This window comes from Microcystis sp. LSC13-02 (assembly GCA_002282935.1).
GTDB lineage: Bacteria > Cyanobacteriota > Cyanobacteriia > Cyanobacteriales > Microcystaceae > Microcystis.
The window spans coordinates 1-16,241 of record MTBT01000182.1; the positions used below are offsets into that span (position 1 = coordinate 1).

A 16,241-nucleotide genomic window follows, 5' to 3' on the forward strand; every position below is an offset into this window, starting at 1 on the left:
TTTGATTAGAAAAAGATAAACTTGAGAATCTTCGGTCAAATTTATTGACTCAAAATCCGCTGTACTTAATTTAAATGAATCAACCCTAGGGAAGGGGGGGGGACTTCTGGCGAGATTTGAGTTAAACTAGAAAGGTTGACTATTGACAAACATCGATCGCACAGGAGTAAATTATGTCTAGAGTCTGTACTATGACGGGGAAAAAGGCCAATAACGCCTATGCGGTGTCCCACTCCCACCGTCGCACCAAAAAATTACAAGAAGCTAACCTACAATGGAAAAGAGTTTGGTGGTCGGAAGGCAACCGTTGGGTAAAACTACGCATCTCCACCAAAGCTATCAAAACCATTGAAAAGAAAGGATTAGCCGTCTTCGCTAAAGAAGTAGGCTTAAACTTAAATTTGTACTAAGCGAGTAGTTCGGAAGTGAAGACGAATCGGCCGTATCGTTGACTCCTGTGCTTTTGATTATTAAGTATTGCAACAGGGAGTGATGTGGGGTGAAAACTACCTTTAAGATTAAAAACTTAAAACGACCTGTTCAGGAGAATTTCAATGTATTCAACCCTATTAATGGCCGCCACCGCCGTACAAGGTTCCAGCGAATGGAGTCCCAAAGTGGCGATTGTCATGATTATCTGCAATATTCTCGCTATTGCTTTCGGTAAAGCGACTATTCAACAACAAAATGTCGGTCCTACTTTACCTTCCCCCGCTTTATTCGGTGGTATGGGATTAGGCGCTTTACTAGGTACTACCAGTTTTGGTCATGTCCTCGGCGCCGGTGTTATCCTCGGTCTCTCCCGTCTCGGAGTTATCTAAATATTTGTTGATTTTCTCAATCGGTGGCCAAAAGTCACCGATTTCTTTTGTTAAGTACCGCGCGCAAAATTAATTACACTAAATCCGGTTATTAAAAACTGATTATCTATTCCTCCTTTTGCATGAGTGCCTCTTGCCTATCCTTATAAGTAGCCTATACTCAACGGATTTAGTATTACACATATCTAACCACCTCTTGCCTCTTGCCTATCTTCACTAGGAAATTTATTTTGCACGACTACTTATGACTTTACCTCAAAAAAATTCTTTTTGGTACGATGATCGATTTCAGAAGATTTTTCTACAGGTAATTATCCTGCTAATTGTCTGCCTAATTTTCTGGTTTTTTGGCCACAATTTAGTGATTAATTTCCAACGCTTACGCTTAAGTTTTGGCTTTGGCTTTCTCTTTGATCCTGACCGACCAGCTTCTTTTGCGATTGGTGACTCTCCTATTCCCTACAGTCCCACCGATACCTATTTTTGCGCTCTTTTGGTGGGATTAGTTAATTCCCTCCGCATTATGATTACTGGCATATTTTTGGCGATTAGTCTGGGAATAGTCATCGGGTTAGGTCGCTTGTCGGATAATTGGTTAATTCGTCAGTTGGCAACAATTTATGTGGAAACTATTCGCAATACTCCTCTATTATTACAATTATTTTTCTGGTATTTTGCGGTATTTCTGAAACTGCCGAAGATTGAGGACTCTCTAGAGTTCTTTGGCAGTGTATTTTTAAATAACTCAGGAGTATATTTACCTTTCCCCGCTAATAGTTTCAGGACATGGTTAGCCTTAGCTATCATTGCTTTAGGAATAATTTTCTCAGTATTTTTATATCTAAAAAATAAACTTAGTTTATGTCTAACTAGCCTACTAATCCTAGTTATATTTCCTCTAATCTGGGGTTTACAATGGCAAAGTCCCCAAGTTAATCCTATTAATCAAAATATTGACTTTGGTTTACATCTTTCTTCTGAGTTTGCCACCCTCCTAATCGGTTTAACTGTTTATACAGCTGCCTTTATCGCGGAAACAGTACGGGGGGGAATTCAATCGGTTAATCGGGGACAATGGGAAGCAGCTAAAGCCTTGGGATTAAAACCTTTATTAGTGATGAGATTAGTGATTTTTCCCCAAGCTTTGCCAGTGATTATTCCTCCTTTAACTAATGAATGTTTAAACCTTGTTAAAAACTCTAGTTTAGCGATCGCTATTGGTTATAATGATATTTATGCTATCTCTAGTACCATCGCTAATCAGACAGGAAAAGCTGTAGAAATGTTAATAGTAGTTATGGCAACCTATTTATTCTTTAATCTGGTGATTTCCTTGACTATGAATCAATTAAACAAACGGGTAAAAATTCAGGAAAGATAGTAACACACCAGAATTGAGCGATAAAGTAACTAATAAACCTCTTGCATAATTAATTTTTGAGGGTTCAAAAACGGCAAAAATAAGGATTATTGCCTAAAATATGTAAATAGACCATTTAATTGATTATTATTCATTCTTAATTCTCCTGACTACTGACTACTGGCTACTGACTCCTAACCCTAACAACAATTTGCATTAGCAGAATATAAAGCGGTGATAATTGCTGTCACCGCAGGACTAAGACTAGATAAAACTACCACAGAAGCGGTGGCAATGATGATAGTAGTAGCCATTCTCACCATACCGTCTGTACCTTTTTGATAGGCATCAAATTTATATTCTAAGCGGTCAACTTTTTGACCAAGTTCTTCTCGCAATTGAATCAACGCCGCTCTGATGTCATCATTACTGGGATTTTCGGGAATTTGCATGACCTTGATTAGCAATAAACTAACAACCGCATACATTATAGCAGTTCTTAGCCATAAATTACAATTTTTTATCGGGAGGAGGAGTCAATCGCCAGCGCACTAAAAAACTATCAATACTTTCTAAACATTCCAAGTCATCTTTAGGTAAATAAGAATCTTTTAACAAGAAAGAAAAAGCCTGTTTAAACTCTTGACTATCAGCTTGAATCGGACTAGCAAAATGACAAGGAATAACCTGTTTAATCGGCCATTGGCAAATTCTATCAACCCATTGACTAACCTCGTCAGTAGTGCGATTAAGAATCAAGGTTTGCAAAATGGGTGCTACTATTAACCTCCCCTCTCGACGCAAATTTAAAAAAGTCCTTTGCCAATCATCACCCCATTGAAAAGGGAATAAACCAAAATAGGCTTTTTTACTCTTTTCCTTAGCAGTAAAAGCATCTCGAAAAACCTTAATCCAATTGGGAACAGCTAAAACCGGAGGTTGAAAATAAAGAGCAAAAAGACAAATTCTCTGCCAACCCCGACGGCGATTTTCTGGGGTATTCTCCACCAAATCCTTAGCACTATTTTTAGCGTGAAACAGGAGAGGATAGGGGTCTAATTCTAAAATAGCCGGAGGATTTTCTGGGATAGAAATAATTCCATCGGTCAGCAGCAGAGTTTGAGAGTAGTGATGAAAAAAAGCCACTTCCGAGAAGTATCCCACATTCAGATCAATTGCGGGTAAAATTTCATAACTAAAATCCTTTCCTAAAGGAGTGGTTGCCGAGTCAGCAGGTAAAATTTCTGTTCGTTTTGCCGGTAAACCCAACCAACTCAAAGGTAAATTAAGAGGAAAACTCCATTGATTAGGAGCAACATAAACTATAGCCTTAGGAAAATAACGGGCAAAAGGACCGACAAAAACCTTATGTTCAATCCCAGAAATCGTCGGCAAAATAATATATTTAACTTCCCCGTGTTGACTTTCCAACTCACGCATTAAGCGAATACATTCAGGAGTCGGGGCCACTGGTGCATAAACAAATAAACCCCCAGATGCTAACTTAATTACCGTCATGCGAATCGGCACGACCACATAAAAAATACCCTGCAATTGCTCAAATGTCCAGAGCGTATCTTTCACCACTTCTTGGCGAATTGTCCGTCTTTGACCGTAGGGATAAAGTGGTACAATTGGCCAAAAAGGCCATGATAAATCTTGCGGACTAATTGCGGCTTTTGTCATCGTCTGATTCTATCGCTGAAAATCTCTATTTTAGTTATCATAAACCCTTCTAATCCCCATGACTAATAAACTGCCCATTGATTCTTTGGTCAATACTTGGAATAGTCTCACGGGGGAAGTGATGAAAAGACTCCCCATCGACCAGTTGACTAATACTGTCCTCCAGTGGTTTAGTGTTAGTGACAGTCAAGTGGCGGAAATTTTAGAAAAAGTCCGTCAAGAATTACCCACCACCGAGGCGCTGTTAATCGGCAAACCCCAAACGGGAAAAAGTTCGATTATTCGGGGAATAACGGGAGTTTCGGCGGAAATCGTCGGGCAGGGTTTCCGTCCCCACACCCAAAACACCCAGCGCTACACCTACCCCGCGGAAGACTTACCCCTGTTGATTTTTACCGATACGGTGGGGTTAGGGGATGCCTATCAACACACAGACACGGTAATCGCGGAATTATTAGCAGATTTAGCCGAAAATACGGGATGCGCCCAGGTTTTTATCGTGACGGTAAAAATTAATGATTTTGCCACCGATAGCCTCCTGGAAATTACCAAACAACTGCGGCAAAAATACCCTAAAATACCCTGTTTACTGGCTGTCACCTGCCTTCATCAGCTTTATCCTCCTAATACCGCCGATCATCCCCCTTATCCTCCCGATTTCGAGGATATCAATCGCGCCTATCAAGAAATTAAAGAAACTTTTAAGGATTTATACGACAATTCTGTGCTAATCGATTTCACCCTAGAGGAAGACGGTTACAACCCTGTTTTTTACGGTTTAGAGGCATTTAGAGACAATTTAGCTGATTTATTGCCAAAAGCCGAGGCTAACACCATCCACCAACTTTTAGATCGGGAAACCAGCAATAAATTAGGCAATCTCTATCGGGACGTGGCGCGACGCTATATGTTAGCCTTTTCCGTCATAGCGGCGACCTTGGCGGCGATTCCCTTACCCTTAGCGACTATGCCCGTGTTAACCGCCCTACAAGTGTCAATGGTGGGGGTTTTAGGCAAATTATACGGTCAAGTGTTAACCCCATCCCAAGCCGGCGGAGTCGTCAGTGCGATCGCTGGCGGCTTTTTGGCCCAGGCCATCGGTCGGGAATTGGTGAAATTTATCCCCGGTTTTGGCAGTGTCATCGCCGCTTCTTGGTCTGCTGCCTATACCTGGGCCCTAGGAGAGGGCGCTTGTGTCTATTTTGGCGATTTAATGGGGGGTAAAAAACCCGATCCTAAGAGGATTCAACGGGTGATGAAAGAGGCTTTTTCTGCTGCCCAAGAAAGATTTAAAAATGTCGCTACCGGAGGAGATAATTAAGGTTTGCGGCAAAAAGTTTTTCGTGGGGACAGGGTGTGGGGTGTGGGGTGTGGGGTTTTACCGATTTTGAGGGGGTCAATTACCTAATTTTCAAGGAAAAAGTACCTGAATTTTACCCCCGATCACTCCAATGTTTGGCACTTTTTGAGAGGAAAAAAGTCTAAAAGCCTTACCCAACAAGGTTTTTAGATTTATTCAGCCAACCCTAATTAAGCTTAGAAATATCCAAAGAATTTTCTTTTTTTGGCTAGATTCTTGTAGTGCTGTAGAGCATATTCTGCATCTGATAAACGCAAATCTACTTCAAGATCGCTGAAAAAACCTCCTGCCATGGTAGTATGTTCCTGAGCTTGAGAGGCAGCCCGTATAACTTTCTCAAGTTTTGCAGATATTATTGAAGCTTTTCTTTCTAATAATTCTAGCCTTGGCTGTTGTATTCCAAAATAAATGTAAATTACGAATGATTGCGAAACGATAGTTACTGTAAGAATTGTAAGAATTGTAATTATTTTTGGAGAAAATAACCAATAAAAAACCATCGTCCAGGCAAATGTTAACAGCAACCATAAAAAATCGAAGTTTCTTTGCTGCCTATCTATTTGTTCGCATATATTAAGAAGCTTCTCAGAGTATTCATTTAACAAAGAGATAATCAGCTTTCTGTCTTCCTCATCAAGAATAGCCATTAGCTTACTTCTCCTAAACGCTCAATGAGATTTGAAAAAGAGACTCGATCGCATTAAGAAAATACCTAAAATTGGCAACTTTTAATCGTTGATCATAACCTTGGGTAGTTGGTATCAGTAACTCATTATCTCCTGAAAGAAAGTTTTCCATTACTAATGAGGTAGAGCGATATTCATGAATAAAATTGTTTGCTCCTCGCTTATTACGAATATTTTGGATAAGTTGTTCATAGGTTCCCTCAACATAGTGTTTATTAACCTCTAACCTGTTGTTCCACCATAGATCCTGCTTGGTAACTAAAGTAATTACTATGGTTTTTCTTTGATCAGCAATTGATAAGTGTGGCTCTATTCTTCTTAAAACATCTAACTCTCGATTACGACAAACTGCCGCATATTCTCTTAGAAATTCCTCTAAAGTCATACCACTTTGATACAGCCGGTGCTGAGTATAGCTAAACTCTCCAAAGGAGTGATAACCCCATGACACCACATGAATAATTAGCTTAATTTTTCCACCGACCAAAGTTCTTAAAAGATCATCCCAAGTATCTTCTCGGCGCTTTTGGCCGGGGGCAACTATTACTGAGCCAATATTATTACTTTCCAGCTTGTACTGTTCAATTGATATTGACTCTTGATAAGTTTGCAGGAGACCGCTTAACTCAAACTCACCCGATAATAGCTTACCGAGGGTGCTTTTACCAGTGCCACCAGCACCAAAAATTGCAATTTTTAATTCTCCATTCTTCAATAAATTAAAAATTCTCTTAAATGTCGGAAATAGTTTCTCCGAAATCTCAATTACGCCTACACCTGTACCAATTGCCTCAATGGTTTCAACAAACATAATTGACTTCCATAGGGTTACTAAATTAGTTTAACTTAATTGATCAACTTTGGTGATTTTATGGTACTGCCAGCCCTAATCTGGATTGGGACATATTGCGATATTTCTGTCTAACCGAATTGATCTGATCCAGAATGACACACCCAGTATAACAGACTGAAGAAATCTTCGGCTATCAGAAACGAGAATAATGGCGATCGCATCTGTTCAGGCCGAAGTCTGACTCTTCACCTAACGGAAGATTTTTGATTTTTGCAAGAGGTCTAATGTATCAGACTTATCTGAAATGACTATAACTTTTGGATAGGATGCACAACTAGCATCCATATCTTGATTCAGCAACGCCTAAAACTGTTAGAATAGGTCAAATCAATTAACTAGAGGCCCTATGTTAGCTCTAACCTATCCACACATAGAAAAAAGTGACGACCAACCCGCACATTTACAAAGATTACCGCGTATCCGCGTTGCTCAAATTGTCATGGACTACATCGCCTATGGTTGGTCGGTAGAAGAAATCTGTCGTCAACACCTTTATTTAACCCTAGCCGAAGCTCATGCAGCCATGGGTTACTATTTTGACCATCAAGAAGAAATTGACCAAGAAATCACCCTGGAATGGCAACAAGTACAAGAAAATATGACTCATCAAGCTGCCAAGTCGCCTTTTTATGTTCGTATGAAAGCAAAAGGGCTACTGTAAATGACTATTGCCTTGTACATGGATGTTCATGTTCCCCAAGCAATTACCGAACAGTTGCGTCGCCGAGGCATAGATGTATTAACAGCATTTGAAGACGGAACCGAACAACTACCTGATGATCAACTTTTGCTAAGAGTAACTGAGCTTAAGCGCATTCTCTTTACCCAAGACATTCGCTTTAGAGTTTTAGCCAAACTTGGCAACTAAAAGGCAAACCGTTTTCAGGTTTAATTTTTGGTCATCAACTTGGAGGCACTATTGGTCAATTTGTCAAGGATTTAGAATTGATTGCTAAGGCTTATGAACCTGAAGAATGGCTCAATACAGTTGAATATATCCCGTTCAAGTAATAGACAAAACATATCAAAAATGTACCATCAGTTTCAGTGAGTAGCAGTATAATGGCTTTATCGAGTTTGACTGGGATAAAAATTCTATCAAAGCACGAAGTCTCATTTGAGTCGGCAAAAACTATTTTTGATGATTCTCTCTATGTTGAATTCTACGATCCAGAGCATTTAGAAGGAGTTGATATTATGTTAGTTAAAGGAATTAAAAAAGGTAAAATTATTGAGTTATTAGAGTAAGTTTATTTTCCTGATAATGAAGATGTATTAGTAGAAATTAGAGAGGTTAATGATTTTTGGTCAGCTTTACCCACAGTTAAAAACGAAAGGAAAAAGGCAGTAAATCCGAGAGATTAAAACAATAATTTTGCTGAGTTCCACAGATAATAATCTCTGCTTGCGGTGCTAATTCGGCTATCCATTGACGACAGGCTCCGCAGGGAGTTAACTGACTAATATCATCCTTCCCATCGATACAGGCTATAGCGATCGCCCGTACTTCTCGATCGCCCGCTGCGATTATTTGCGCTAAAGTTGCCCTTTCCGCGCACAAACTCAAGCCATAACTAGCGTTCTCTACATTAGTACCAGCATAAATCTTTTTATTTGTCAAGACCGCTGCCCCCACCCGAAAACCGGAATAGGGAGAATAGGAAAGTTTCGCCACTTCCCGAGCAGTGTCACAGAGTTGTTGTCTTTCTTGTTCAGATAGGGTCATCGGCTGCAGATAGCAGGGAGAAGGGAGAAGGGAGAAGGGAGAAGGGAGAAGGGAGAAAAAAGCCGAATCCTGACTCCTAAATACTGACTCCTAACCCAATGGTAGATGTTGGATTTTTGCAGGAGTTCTATTTTCCGACAAAGATAAGTAAAAATTATTTATTGACTGCAAAAACTTGAGAATATTTAAATTAACATTCCGCAATATTTATAAATTCTTAAGAATTAATTGAGAAAGATTTTTATTTAACAACGAACACTCTATGCTTTTTTGGGCAGCAATGGTTGAAACCATTGCCACACCTAGAAGGTGATCCTAATTAAGACGGGTAAATCAGTCAATTTCACCAGCAATGATGATCTTTTTTTTATGTAGTTTTATTGCAAAAAAAAAGTTTTTTTGACAAAAAGCACAAAGTATGATATTAACCCAACGTATTTCTGGCTGCGAGTAATTATTGTAGAGAGGGGAGAGGGGAGAATAAATAAAAATAATCTCCTGACTCGGAGAATACTGACGACCGACTCCTAACCCCATCAACAAACTTTTTCAGCAAAACCTAAATTACCACTTAACATTTCCCTGACCATTTTAGCGGTAGCGGGGGCTAATAAAACCCCGTTGCGGTAGTGTCCCGTGGCCAGAATAACGTTATCGTATCCGGGCAAATATTCGATGATGGGAGCGGATTTTTTCTCCGGTCGCGGTCGCTTACCGGACCAAGTACGCACGATCGCACCCGCGGCCAAAGAGGGACAAAAAGCGATCGCCTGTTGATACACTTGCTCTAATAGGGCAGTATCGGGGATAATTTCGCCCTTTTCGTCCATAAATTCCACCGTTGCCCCAATCCAGTATTCCGCTCCGGCCAAAGGGAGAATATGCAGGTCATTTACCGTTAAAATCGGCTTAAAATCGGAACTTTCTAAAGGTTGCGTCAATTTTATCTGCAAAGCTTGCCCTAAAACCGGTCGGATTTCCACTGGATGGCTAAGAGTTGCGGTTAAAGCAGTAGAACCAATTCCCGCACAAAGAATCAAAAAGTCGGTTTCCTCTATACCATTAGAACTATAAATATGGGTGCATTGCCTCAAATTAGAGCCATGAAGCTCTATCTTACCGAAATTTTCAACTTTTGCCCCAAATTGACATTTTACCCCCCTTCTTGCCGCAGCAGCGACGAGAGCCTCCGTGAGCGCGGCCGGGTTAATTTGACGATCACTGGGAGAATAGATAGCACCCTGGAGATGATCGCTGGCCACTTGGGGACATTTTTGGGTTAAAGTCTCTTTATCCCATATTTCTAGACAATATCCCTGTTCTTGGCGGATTTGGGCTAACTTGCGCCAATTTTCTTCGTCTTCGGCACTCGATCGCAGGAGGACAATGCCATCACGGTGACAGGGAATAGTCAGTCCGGTGAGGGATTCTAGCTCAGGAAGGAGGGTTTCGTAACGTTTTAAACTTTCTTGCCGCAGTTTCCAGGCTCTACCTTTAGTTTTATGGCTGATAATCCCCATTAAAATCCCTAGGGCTGCCCCAGTTGCTCCTTGTCCTGGTTTTTTTTCATCGATGAGGGTAATTTCTAATCCTTCGATGGCGCTTAATTCGTAGGCAATGGTGGCCCCCACTATTCCCGCACCGATGATGACAATTTTAGTCATAAACTCCAGAGGCTATTTTTCTAGCAGCAACAGGACTAAAAAAGGTTTGAGGCTGCATCTCACGTTTGCAGAAATACGGACAATCAGCAATTATCAGTGACTTTTAAATTATTACAGATGTATCAGCAGCTGCCTGTAAGCATCCCACCGAAAAACTAATGCGCGGGGGGTTTGGGGGCGGCGCCACGCCCCCAACGGGGGGTTTGGGGGAAGTAATTACCAATTTTAGAAGATAGTTTACATTTAAAAATCCCAACTCAACAGATTTACAAAAATGAGATGCACCCAGGGTTGAAACCTGTTCAACCCCGATAATTAATTACAGAACCCGGAAAATAAAAGGATAACGGAAAACCTTATAAGCATCTTTCCAGACTTGCAGGATAGCAAGAATGGGGAGAACAATGTTCACCACACCAAGAATCGCTAAGAGCAAATAACCGATTAAAACCCAAATTAGAATCCCAGCAATTAGGTAGTATAACCACATATTCAGGTGAAAGTTTAAAGCTTCTTTGGCGTTTTCCTTCACCGTTCCATCATCAGAAATGAAATAAATAGCTAAAGGAATCCCCACCGATACCAGCGTAGCACTCAAAAAGATCGAGGCATGACAAGCCACGGATAGGAGTCTTTTTTTGGTTAAATCTTCACTCATGACCATCGGGTTTATCCCCCTAAAATTGGCGGAGAAAGCGGATATCGCTATTATAACAACGGCGAATATCGTCTATCTCATGTAATACCATAGCAAATCTTTCCACGCCAAAACCAGCAGCAAAACCCGTATAGATTTGGGGGTCATAACCGACTGCTTTTAAGACATTGGGATCCACCATACCACAGCCCATCACCTCCAACCATTTGCCTTTCCACTGCACATCTACCTCGGCCGAGGGTTCAGTAAAAGGGAAGTAGGAAGCGCGGAATTTAACCGGTAAATCGGCCCCAAACATTTGCTTAAGAAATTCTTTAATTGTTCCTTTCAAATCCGTAAAAGTTAATCCCTGGTCCACCGCTAATAATTCCACTTGATGGAAAACCGCGGAATGGGTAGCATCAACGGTATCGCGACGATAAACGCGGCCCGGGGCCACAATCCGAATCGGGGGTTCGTGACTTTCCATGTAGCGAATCTGCACCGGGGAGGTATGGGTCCGCAATAAACGACCATCACTCAAGAAAAAAGTATCCTGCATATCCCGGGCCGGATGGTCAGCAGGGATATTTAAAGCCTCAAAATTATAATAATCGCTTTCTACCTGCGGCCCAGTGGCAATGCTGTAACCCAGACCGACGAAAATATCGATCATGCGATCAACTGTGCTATTTAAGGGGTGAATTCGCCCTAAAGGACGGCTAAGAGCAGGTAGGGTGACATCGAGGGTTTCCGCCGCTAATTTCGCTTGAATTTGGGCATTATTTAGACTTTCTCGCTGAGATTCCAGCAACGATTGCACTAATTCTTTTACCTGATTAGCGATCGCACCGAGGCGCGGTCTCTCTTCGGGGGTTAATTTGCCCATTTCCCGTAAAATCTGCGATAATTCTCCTTTCTTACCGAGATAATTCACCCTTAGCTGTTCTAAGTCTTCTAGGTTTGTTGTTTGTGCGATGGAATTTTCCGCTTTCGCTGCCAGGGTTTTTAGGGCAGTTTCGATCGGATGGGGGGATAAACTCATAATTAGGGCATTTTATAGGGCAGCATTCTAGTCTAGTTTATCTGCTCAGGTGGCGAGAGAGGCAGAATCAATCAAAGCTAATAGCTATGTGCTAGGATGGAGATCGAGAATAAAAGTCGGCACTGCGGCTCGTTGTCAGTATTAATGGTCAAAGCATTTCTGTTTAGTATTGGTTCAGCTAGTTCCCGAAATCTTGGTTCTCTACAAATCTGTTGTTTTTATCTGTGCAAGGATAGGTTTTATGTCAATTTATGTTGGTAATCTCCCTTTCGAGGTTGACCAAGAGGATGTAGCGGAAGTTTTTACCGAATATGGTAAAATCAAGCGCGTTCACCTCCCCATGGATCGGGAAACGAAAAGAAAACGCGGGTTCGCTTTCGTGGAAATGGAAACCCCAGAGCAAGAAGCGAAGGCTATTGCCGCTCTTGACGGCGCTCAATGGATGGGACGAGAATTAAAAGTCAATCAAGCTCGCGAAAGAGAACCCAAATCTTCCTTTTCTGGCGGTGATCGCAGCCAAGATCGTCGCTACTAATCCTCAATCGTAACCATTCTAGGTTATCGGAAATTTGGGTTGAAAACCCCGTCCTTTTAGGACGGCTTTGTGGTAGGATGTTTGTGGGTGGTTCCGAGCGTGAGAACGTGAGGAAATAGGTTAAACGTCCTACTCCGTGATCTCAAAATTTCTAACAGTCAATGGTGTTCAATTAAGTCCAAACTGTAAGAACGCAAAACAATTAAATACTGTGGGACACACAGAAATTTACGCTTGGGGAGTAGTCCATAAGAGTGCTTGCCTTATAGGTGTAGTCGGACTAGACATGAAACTGTAAGACCAAAATTAGCGTTGCTAGTGGAGGCAGGATTCAGCCCAAGAATCTCCGCACTTTTAGGGTGGAGAGTGTCAATGTCAATAGGGGAGGCGAGCGCTCGTTTCCCCGCTTGTCTATCTATTATCCCAAGGAGATTCTTGTGGCTAAACGTCGTAATTTGAAAAAAGAAAAAGCTGAACGCAACCGCGCCTACGCTCGTCAATTCCGGGCTGCCTCTAATCGTACCACCACCAGAGGAGGTAGAGGCGGTTATTCCAGCGATCAAAGACAATCTTCGGAAAATGAAGGGGCAGCCGATACCTAATCTGCTGACTTAGTTAATCTAGCAATAAAAGCCATAGCCTCGCTTTTATTGCTGACTATTCCATCTAAAGTCGCCCCCAACACTGCCGCAAGTAACGATTTAAACTGGGGACCTGGTTGATAACCCAAAGCTTTTAGGTCATTGCCGTCGATAGGAGCCTCGATCTGCGACCATTTAGTTAAATATTGCCAGATTAAAGCCCGAATCCTAGTCTCACTCCTCACCGCCACCAGTAACAAACTAGGAACCTTATAACCGTTGAAAAAGCTGACAATTTGACTAACGGGTCGATCATAAGCAAAATTATTGCTAATCTCTCTTTCCATAACTTCTAGTTTTTGTAAACGCTCCACAGTATCTTTGGGCAATTGTAAATTATTAGCGATCGCTATTCTTTCCCCCATAGCCAGAGAAGCGATTAATAATTCCAACCGCATTAACCAAGCATTCACCGGCAATTCCAGACTTAAACAATCTAACCAACAACTGAGACAGCGCAATTGTCGCCATAAAGCCCGATTTAAACTTAAATTCCCGTGTAAACAGTGCAAAGCCCCCAAATCGGCCAACTTTTCTAAGGCACTTTCCCAGTAATCCGCCTCTAAAATATAATTCAACTCCGCTTTTAAACGGGACTGTAAAGCCGGTGCATTCTGATTTTGTTGTCGTGAGCGATCATAAACTCCACTTTCGATCGCATACCTAATGTAGCCTTCTGTCAAGGGTTCAATAACAAATCCTAACCGAGTGGCAAAACGCACCGCTCGATAGATGCGCGTCGGATCCTCGATAAAACTATTAGCGTGTAAAACCCGGATTTGTTGGGCGCGTAAATCCAACATACCGCCAAAAAAGTCGAGTAATTCCCCCTCTTTCGGCGAAGTTAGGCGAATTGCCAGAGCATTAATCGTAAAATCCCTTCTATACAAATCCTGTCGAATCGAACTAGCCTCCACTTGGGGATTGCTGGCAGGATAGGGATAGAATTCCGTGCGTGCCGTGGCGATATCCACCCATAACGAGCCAAAACGCTCATCTTTGTGCCATAACAAAGCCGCCGTCTGAAATTCCCCGTGAATCGATAACCGGGCCTCCGGATAAATTTCCTGTAAACAATTAGCCAATTCCACCCCCGCACCCACATCGGCGGCGCGATGGCAGCCATCCACCACTAAATCGATATCCTGTAACAATAAAGTATCCCTTTCTGTCGCTAACAATAAATCGCGCACCGCACCCCCAACCAGATAGAGATGCCAACCGCGTTTTTGAGCGGCAGTGGCGGCAGCTTGCAGGAATGACCATAAAACCGGCTCTAAACGCTCTTTAATCGCCGGTAAAAGACAGGAAACCAAAGCAAACCCTTCAAAACGCACCCGCTCATTTTGATGGATCTGTCTTAATACATCTGTACGAGTGACGATACCGACTAACTGCCCGTTTTCTAGTACAGGTAAACGCCCCAAATCGTACGTTACCATCAGCGACTCGATTTCCTGAAGGGAAGTGTCGGGGGTAATAGTTTTCGGATTACAAGTCATGTATCCCTTCACAGGAGAGCGAGAAAAGCCGTGATGCAGAGCTAAATCGAGGTCACGACGAGAAATCACCCCAACTAAGCGATCCTGCTCATCTACCACCGATAACCCCGAATGGCCGTAACGGAAAAGGATGCGCTCGGCTTGAGATATGGAAGTATCGGGACGAATTGTTCGCACCGGAGAAGACATTAAGTCCCTAGCAGTAGGAGAAGGTGGAATTTGGGCAATTAAGTCCCCTAGCAGTTGGTTTAACTGTTGAACTGGCTGAACATCGCGAAAACTCACCGAAGCGGCCTGAGCATGACCACCGCCGTTATAGGGGGAAAAAAGCCGATATAGATTCACCCCATCGATTCTAGAGCGACCAATCACAGTTAAACGCTGTCGGGACTTATCTTCCTCGTCTTTACTATAACTATGGCCGAAAAGGAGCGCATCACTATCGGATAATTCCAGTAGGCGCTCGGCCACACTAGACAAACCGGGGATAAAATCGGCAGTATGGAGAAGAACGTGGGCGATTTTACGGTCATGGATCGTTTTAATCTCTAGATTTTCCCAACCAAGGCTAAATAACTCCTGTAAGCGCGGGGAAAAACTCGGTTGACAGTATTGGGCGATCGTTTTAATGTTAGCAGCACAGGTCATTAACCAAGCCAAAGCATAGGCATCCCTGGGGGTACTACCGGCAAAAGTCAGGGAACCCGTGTCAACGTGAATACCGAGTGCCATTACCGTCGCTTCCATCGAGTTTGGTTTAATGTCGGCTTTTTGTAAAGCTTCTACAATTAAAGTCGTGGTGGCTCCCACTGCTTCTAAATGGACGCTAGAGGCATGAATATCGCTTTCACTATCCAAATGATGATCATACAATTCGATCGCCTGTAAATGCCCTAAATCGAGCCACTGGGAAGCTTTTCCCAGACGCTCCCGCCACTGATTATCAACGATAATTAAAGAGCGAATACAGGCCGGATTGACACTACGCAGTTCAATTAAAGCGAATTCATCCCGATGCAGGGCCAAAAATTCCCTCACCGTCGGGTGCGCTCCCCCCGTTAACAAAATGCGACTACCCGCTTTCAGCAACGATAAACCCACCGCTGCCCCCAAAGCGTCAAAATCCGCCGTTTGATGACATAAAATTAAATCCATATTTTTTAGTAAGGAGAAGATATCAGGATTTTTTCTGTATCTATTGTTACTGAATACTCGGAAATAGCCGAGCCAAGGACTATAAGTTAGCAAATCATGACCAAGAGAAACCCATGTTGTTCAAAATTTTAGTAATTCTCCACAGCCTAGGGGCGACCGTCTGGGCCGGTGGACATTTATTGCTGGCAGTCACCGTTCTACCCCAGGCCCTCAAAAACCGAGAACCAGACCGAATTCGTCAATTTGAGCAATATTTTGAGGGTTTTGGGTTATCTGCTTTATTGTTGCAGGTAATGACGGGCTTAGGACTGACTTGGATTTATTTGCCCGGTTTTCGTAATTTTTGGTTATTTGATAGTTTTTTATCGGTTTATCGAAAATTTGGGTCTGAAACCCCGTCGTTCTACGACGGCTTTACTGTTAAATATTAACACATTTACCAAATATATGCCAGAATGTGAGACATGGAAAAAGCTTACTCGTTTCGATTTTACCCCACACCCGAACAAGAGTCGCTATTGCGGCGCACTTTGGGCTGTGTAAGATTGGTTTACAATAAAGCTCTCCACG

The 16,241-nt window shown here is 42.3% G+C and carries 19 protein-coding genes and 1 pseudogene; 11 read left to right on the forward strand and 9 right to left on the reverse strand.

The features are described from left to right. The first annotated feature begins 173 nt into the window (after positions 1 to 173). The 3 genes from rpmB to BGL89_RS10870 all read left to right on the forward strand — a co-directional run bounded on the left by rpmB (position 174) and on the right by BGL89_RS10870 (position 2,202). Positions 174 to 410, forward strand: coding sequence for a 50S ribosomal protein L28 (rpmB, locus tag BGL89_RS10860; protein WP_002775299.1), 237 nt, complete (start codon positions 174 to 176; stop codon positions 408 to 410). A 144-nt stretch (positions 411 to 554) separates the two neighbouring features. After that, the gene (gene psaK / locus BGL89_RS10865; RefSeq protein WP_286825718.1) at positions 555 to 821 is read left to right on the forward strand and encodes a photosystem I reaction center subunit PsaK; all 267 of its coding nucleotides are present in this window, start codon (positions 555 to 557) and stop codon (positions 819 to 821) included. Positions 822 to 1,065: 244 nt separating this feature from the next. Next, positions 1,066 to 2,202 (forward strand): amino acid ABC transporter permease, encoded by a 1,137-nt coding sequence (locus BGL89_RS10870; protein WP_286825719.1) that lies wholly within the window; start codon positions 1,066 to 1,068, stop codon positions 2,200 to 2,202. 179 nt (positions 2,203 to 2,381) lie between these two features. Here BGL89_RS10870 and BGL89_RS10875 read toward each other — a convergent pair whose 3' ends face one another. Then, the gene (locus BGL89_RS10875) at positions 2,382 to 2,633 is read right to left on the reverse strand and encodes a ssr2422 family thylakoid membrane protein (RefSeq protein WP_353743924.1); all 252 of its coding nucleotides are present in this window, start codon (positions 2,631 to 2,633) and stop codon (positions 2,382 to 2,384) included. Positions 2,634 to 2,691: 58 nt separating this feature from the next. Continuing rightward, entirely contained in the window at positions 2,692 to 3,867 is a 1,176-nt protein-coding gene (locus BGL89_RS10880) for a DUF4336 domain-containing protein (RefSeq protein WP_286825721.1), read from the reverse strand. Between the two features lie 58 nt (positions 3,868 to 3,925). On the opposite strand from BGL89_RS10880, the gene BGL89_RS10885 reads away from it, so the two are divergent. Next, on the forward strand, positions 3,926 to 5,188 hold the full coding sequence (locus BGL89_RS10885; RefSeq protein ID WP_286825722.1) for a YcjF family protein: 1,263 nt from the start codon (positions 3,926 to 3,928) through the stop codon (positions 5,186 to 5,188). A gap of 215 nt (positions 5,189 to 5,403) precedes the next feature. Here BGL89_RS10885 and BGL89_RS10890 read toward each other — a convergent pair whose 3' ends face one another. Beyond that, positions 5,404 to 5,874 (reverse strand): hypothetical protein, encoded by a 471-nt coding sequence (locus BGL89_RS10890; RefSeq protein WP_286825723.1) that lies wholly within the window; start codon positions 5,872 to 5,874, stop codon positions 5,404 to 5,406. Between the two features lie 13 nt (positions 5,875 to 5,887). After that, positions 5,888 to 6,724, reverse strand: coding sequence for an ATP-binding cassette domain-containing protein (locus BGL89_RS10895; protein WP_286825724.1), 837 nt, complete (start codon positions 6,722 to 6,724; stop codon positions 5,888 to 5,890). A 388-nt stretch (positions 6,725 to 7,112) separates the two neighbouring features. Here BGL89_RS10895 and BGL89_RS10900 point away from each other — a divergent pair, with 388 nt between their 5' ends. From BGL89_RS10900 to BGL89_RS10910, 3 genes are all read left to right on the forward strand, one after another. Next, complete coding sequence (locus tag BGL89_RS10900; RefSeq protein ID WP_286825725.1) at positions 7,113 to 7,427, forward strand: DUF433 domain-containing protein; 315 nt, start codon at positions 7,113 to 7,115, stop codon at positions 7,425 to 7,427. Further along, positions 7,428 to 7,634: a DUF5615 family PIN-like protein gene (locus tag BGL89_RS10905; RefSeq protein WP_286825726.1), complete on the forward strand. Its 207-nt coding sequence runs from the start codon at positions 7,428 to 7,430 to the stop codon at positions 7,632 to 7,634. It abuts the gene before it with no gap. A gap of 179 nt (positions 7,635 to 7,813) precedes the next feature. Then, positions 7,814 to 8,014, forward strand: coding sequence for a BrnT family toxin (locus BGL89_RS10910; RefSeq protein ID WP_286825727.1), 201 nt, complete (start codon positions 7,814 to 7,816; stop codon positions 8,012 to 8,014). Between the two features lie 76 nt (positions 8,015 to 8,090). On the opposite strand, the gene cdd is transcribed toward BGL89_RS10910, so the two are convergent. The 4 genes from cdd to pheS form a co-directional block, all read right to left on the reverse strand. Next, positions 8,091 to 8,492, reverse strand: a complete 402-nt coding sequence (cdd, locus tag BGL89_RS10915; RefSeq protein WP_286825728.1) for a cytidine deaminase — start codon at positions 8,490 to 8,492, stop codon at positions 8,091 to 8,093. Positions 8,493 to 9,028: 536 nt separating this feature from the next. Next, entirely contained in the window at positions 9,029 to 10,156 is a 1,128-nt protein-coding gene (locus BGL89_RS10920; RefSeq protein ID WP_286825729.1) for an NAD(P)/FAD-dependent oxidoreductase, read from the reverse strand. 319 nt (positions 10,157 to 10,475) lie between these two features. Continuing rightward, on the reverse strand, positions 10,476 to 10,820 hold the full coding sequence (locus tag BGL89_RS10925) for a DUF4870 domain-containing protein (protein WP_004160866.1): 345 nt from the start codon (positions 10,818 to 10,820) through the stop codon (positions 10,476 to 10,478). Positions 10,821 to 10,833: 13 nt separating this feature from the next. Then, positions 10,834 to 11,838, reverse strand: a complete 1,005-nt coding sequence (gene pheS, locus BGL89_RS10930) for a phenylalanine--tRNA ligase subunit alpha (protein WP_286825730.1) — start codon at positions 11,836 to 11,838, stop codon at positions 10,834 to 10,836. A gap of 241 nt (positions 11,839 to 12,079) precedes the next feature. Between pheS and rbp the strand changes: the two genes are divergently transcribed. Further along, positions 12,080 to 12,373, forward strand: coding sequence for an RNA-binding regulator (rbp, locus tag BGL89_RS10935; RefSeq protein ID WP_286825731.1), 294 nt, complete (start codon positions 12,080 to 12,082; stop codon positions 12,371 to 12,373). A gap of 437 nt (positions 12,374 to 12,810) precedes the next feature. Further along, positions 12,811 to 12,975 carry an Asl3888 family RNA-binding protein gene (locus BGL89_RS10940; RefSeq protein WP_002733784.1) on the forward strand — a complete coding sequence of 55 codons (165 nt, stop codon included), beginning with the start codon at positions 12,811 to 12,813 and terminating at the stop codon, positions 12,973 to 12,975. Here BGL89_RS10940 and BGL89_RS10945 read toward each other — a convergent pair. Further along, entirely contained in the window at positions 12,972 to 15,671 is a 2,700-nt protein-coding gene (locus BGL89_RS10945) for a CBS domain-containing protein (protein ID WP_286825732.1), read from the reverse strand. The genes BGL89_RS10940 and BGL89_RS10945 overlap by 4 nt on opposite strands. Before the next feature lie 113 nt (positions 15,672 to 15,784). On the opposite strand from BGL89_RS10945, the pseudogene BGL89_RS10950 reads away from it, so the two are divergent. Further along, positions 15,785 to 16,045: pseudogene (locus BGL89_RS10950) on the forward strand (copper resistance protein CopD); the annotation flags it as partial. A 90-nt stretch (positions 16,046 to 16,135) separates the two neighbouring features. Continuing rightward, the coding region (locus tag BGL89_RS10955) for a helix-turn-helix domain-containing protein (RefSeq protein WP_185241564.1) at positions 16,136 to 16,241 on the forward strand (106 nt) is incomplete at its 3' end.

Coding starts and splice junctions, on each gene's coding strand:
- rpmB (WP_002775299.1), top strand. CDS start 174: ATGTCTAGAGTCTGTACTATGACGGGGAAAAAGGCCAATAACGCCTAT.
- psaK (WP_286825718.1), top strand. CDS start 555: ATGTATTCAACCCTATTAATGGCCGCCACCGCCGTACAAGGTTCCAGC.
- BGL89_RS10870 (WP_286825719.1), top strand. CDS start 1,066: ATGACTTTACCTCAAAAAAATTCTTTTTGGTACGATGATCGATTTCAG.
- BGL89_RS10875 (WP_353743924.1), bottom strand. CDS start 2,633: ATGCAAATTCCCGAAAATCCCAGTAATGATGACATCAGAGCGGCGTTG.
- BGL89_RS10880 (WP_286825721.1), bottom strand. CDS start 3,867: ATGACAAAAGCCGCAATTAGTCCGCAAGATTTATCATGGCCTTTTTGG.
- BGL89_RS10885 (WP_286825722.1), top strand. CDS start 3,926: ATGACTAATAAACTGCCCATTGATTCTTTGGTCAATACTTGGAATAGT.
- BGL89_RS10890 (WP_286825723.1), bottom strand. CDS start 5,874: ATGGCTATTCTTGATGAGGAAGACAGAAAGCTGATTATCTCTTTGTTA.
- BGL89_RS10895 (WP_286825724.1), bottom strand. CDS start 6,724: ATGTTTGTTGAAACCATTGAGGCAATTGGTACAGGTGTAGGCGTAATT.
- BGL89_RS10900 (WP_286825725.1), top strand. CDS start 7,113: ATGTTAGCTCTAACCTATCCACACATAGAAAAAAGTGACGACCAACCC.
- BGL89_RS10905 (WP_286825726.1), top strand. CDS start 7,428: ATGACTATTGCCTTGTACATGGATGTTCATGTTCCCCAAGCAATTACC.
- cdd (WP_286825728.1), bottom strand. CDS start 8,492: ATGACCCTATCTGAACAAGAAAGACAACAACTCTGTGACACTGCTCGG.
- BGL89_RS10920 (WP_286825729.1), bottom strand. CDS start 10,156: ATGACTAAAATTGTCATCATCGGTGCGGGAATAGTGGGGGCCACCATT.
- BGL89_RS10925 (WP_004160866.1), bottom strand. CDS start 10,820: ATGGTCATGAGTGAAGATTTAACCAAAAAAAGACTCCTATCCGTGGCT.
- pheS (WP_286825730.1), bottom strand. CDS start 11,838: ATGAGTTTATCCCCCCATCCGATCGAAACTGCCCTAAAAACCCTGGCA.
- rbp (WP_286825731.1), top strand. CDS start 12,080: ATGTCAATTTATGTTGGTAATCTCCCTTTCGAGGTTGACCAAGAGGAT.
- BGL89_RS10945 (WP_286825732.1), bottom strand. CDS start 15,671: ATGGATTTAATTTTATGTCATCAAACGGCGGATTTTGACGCTTTGGGG.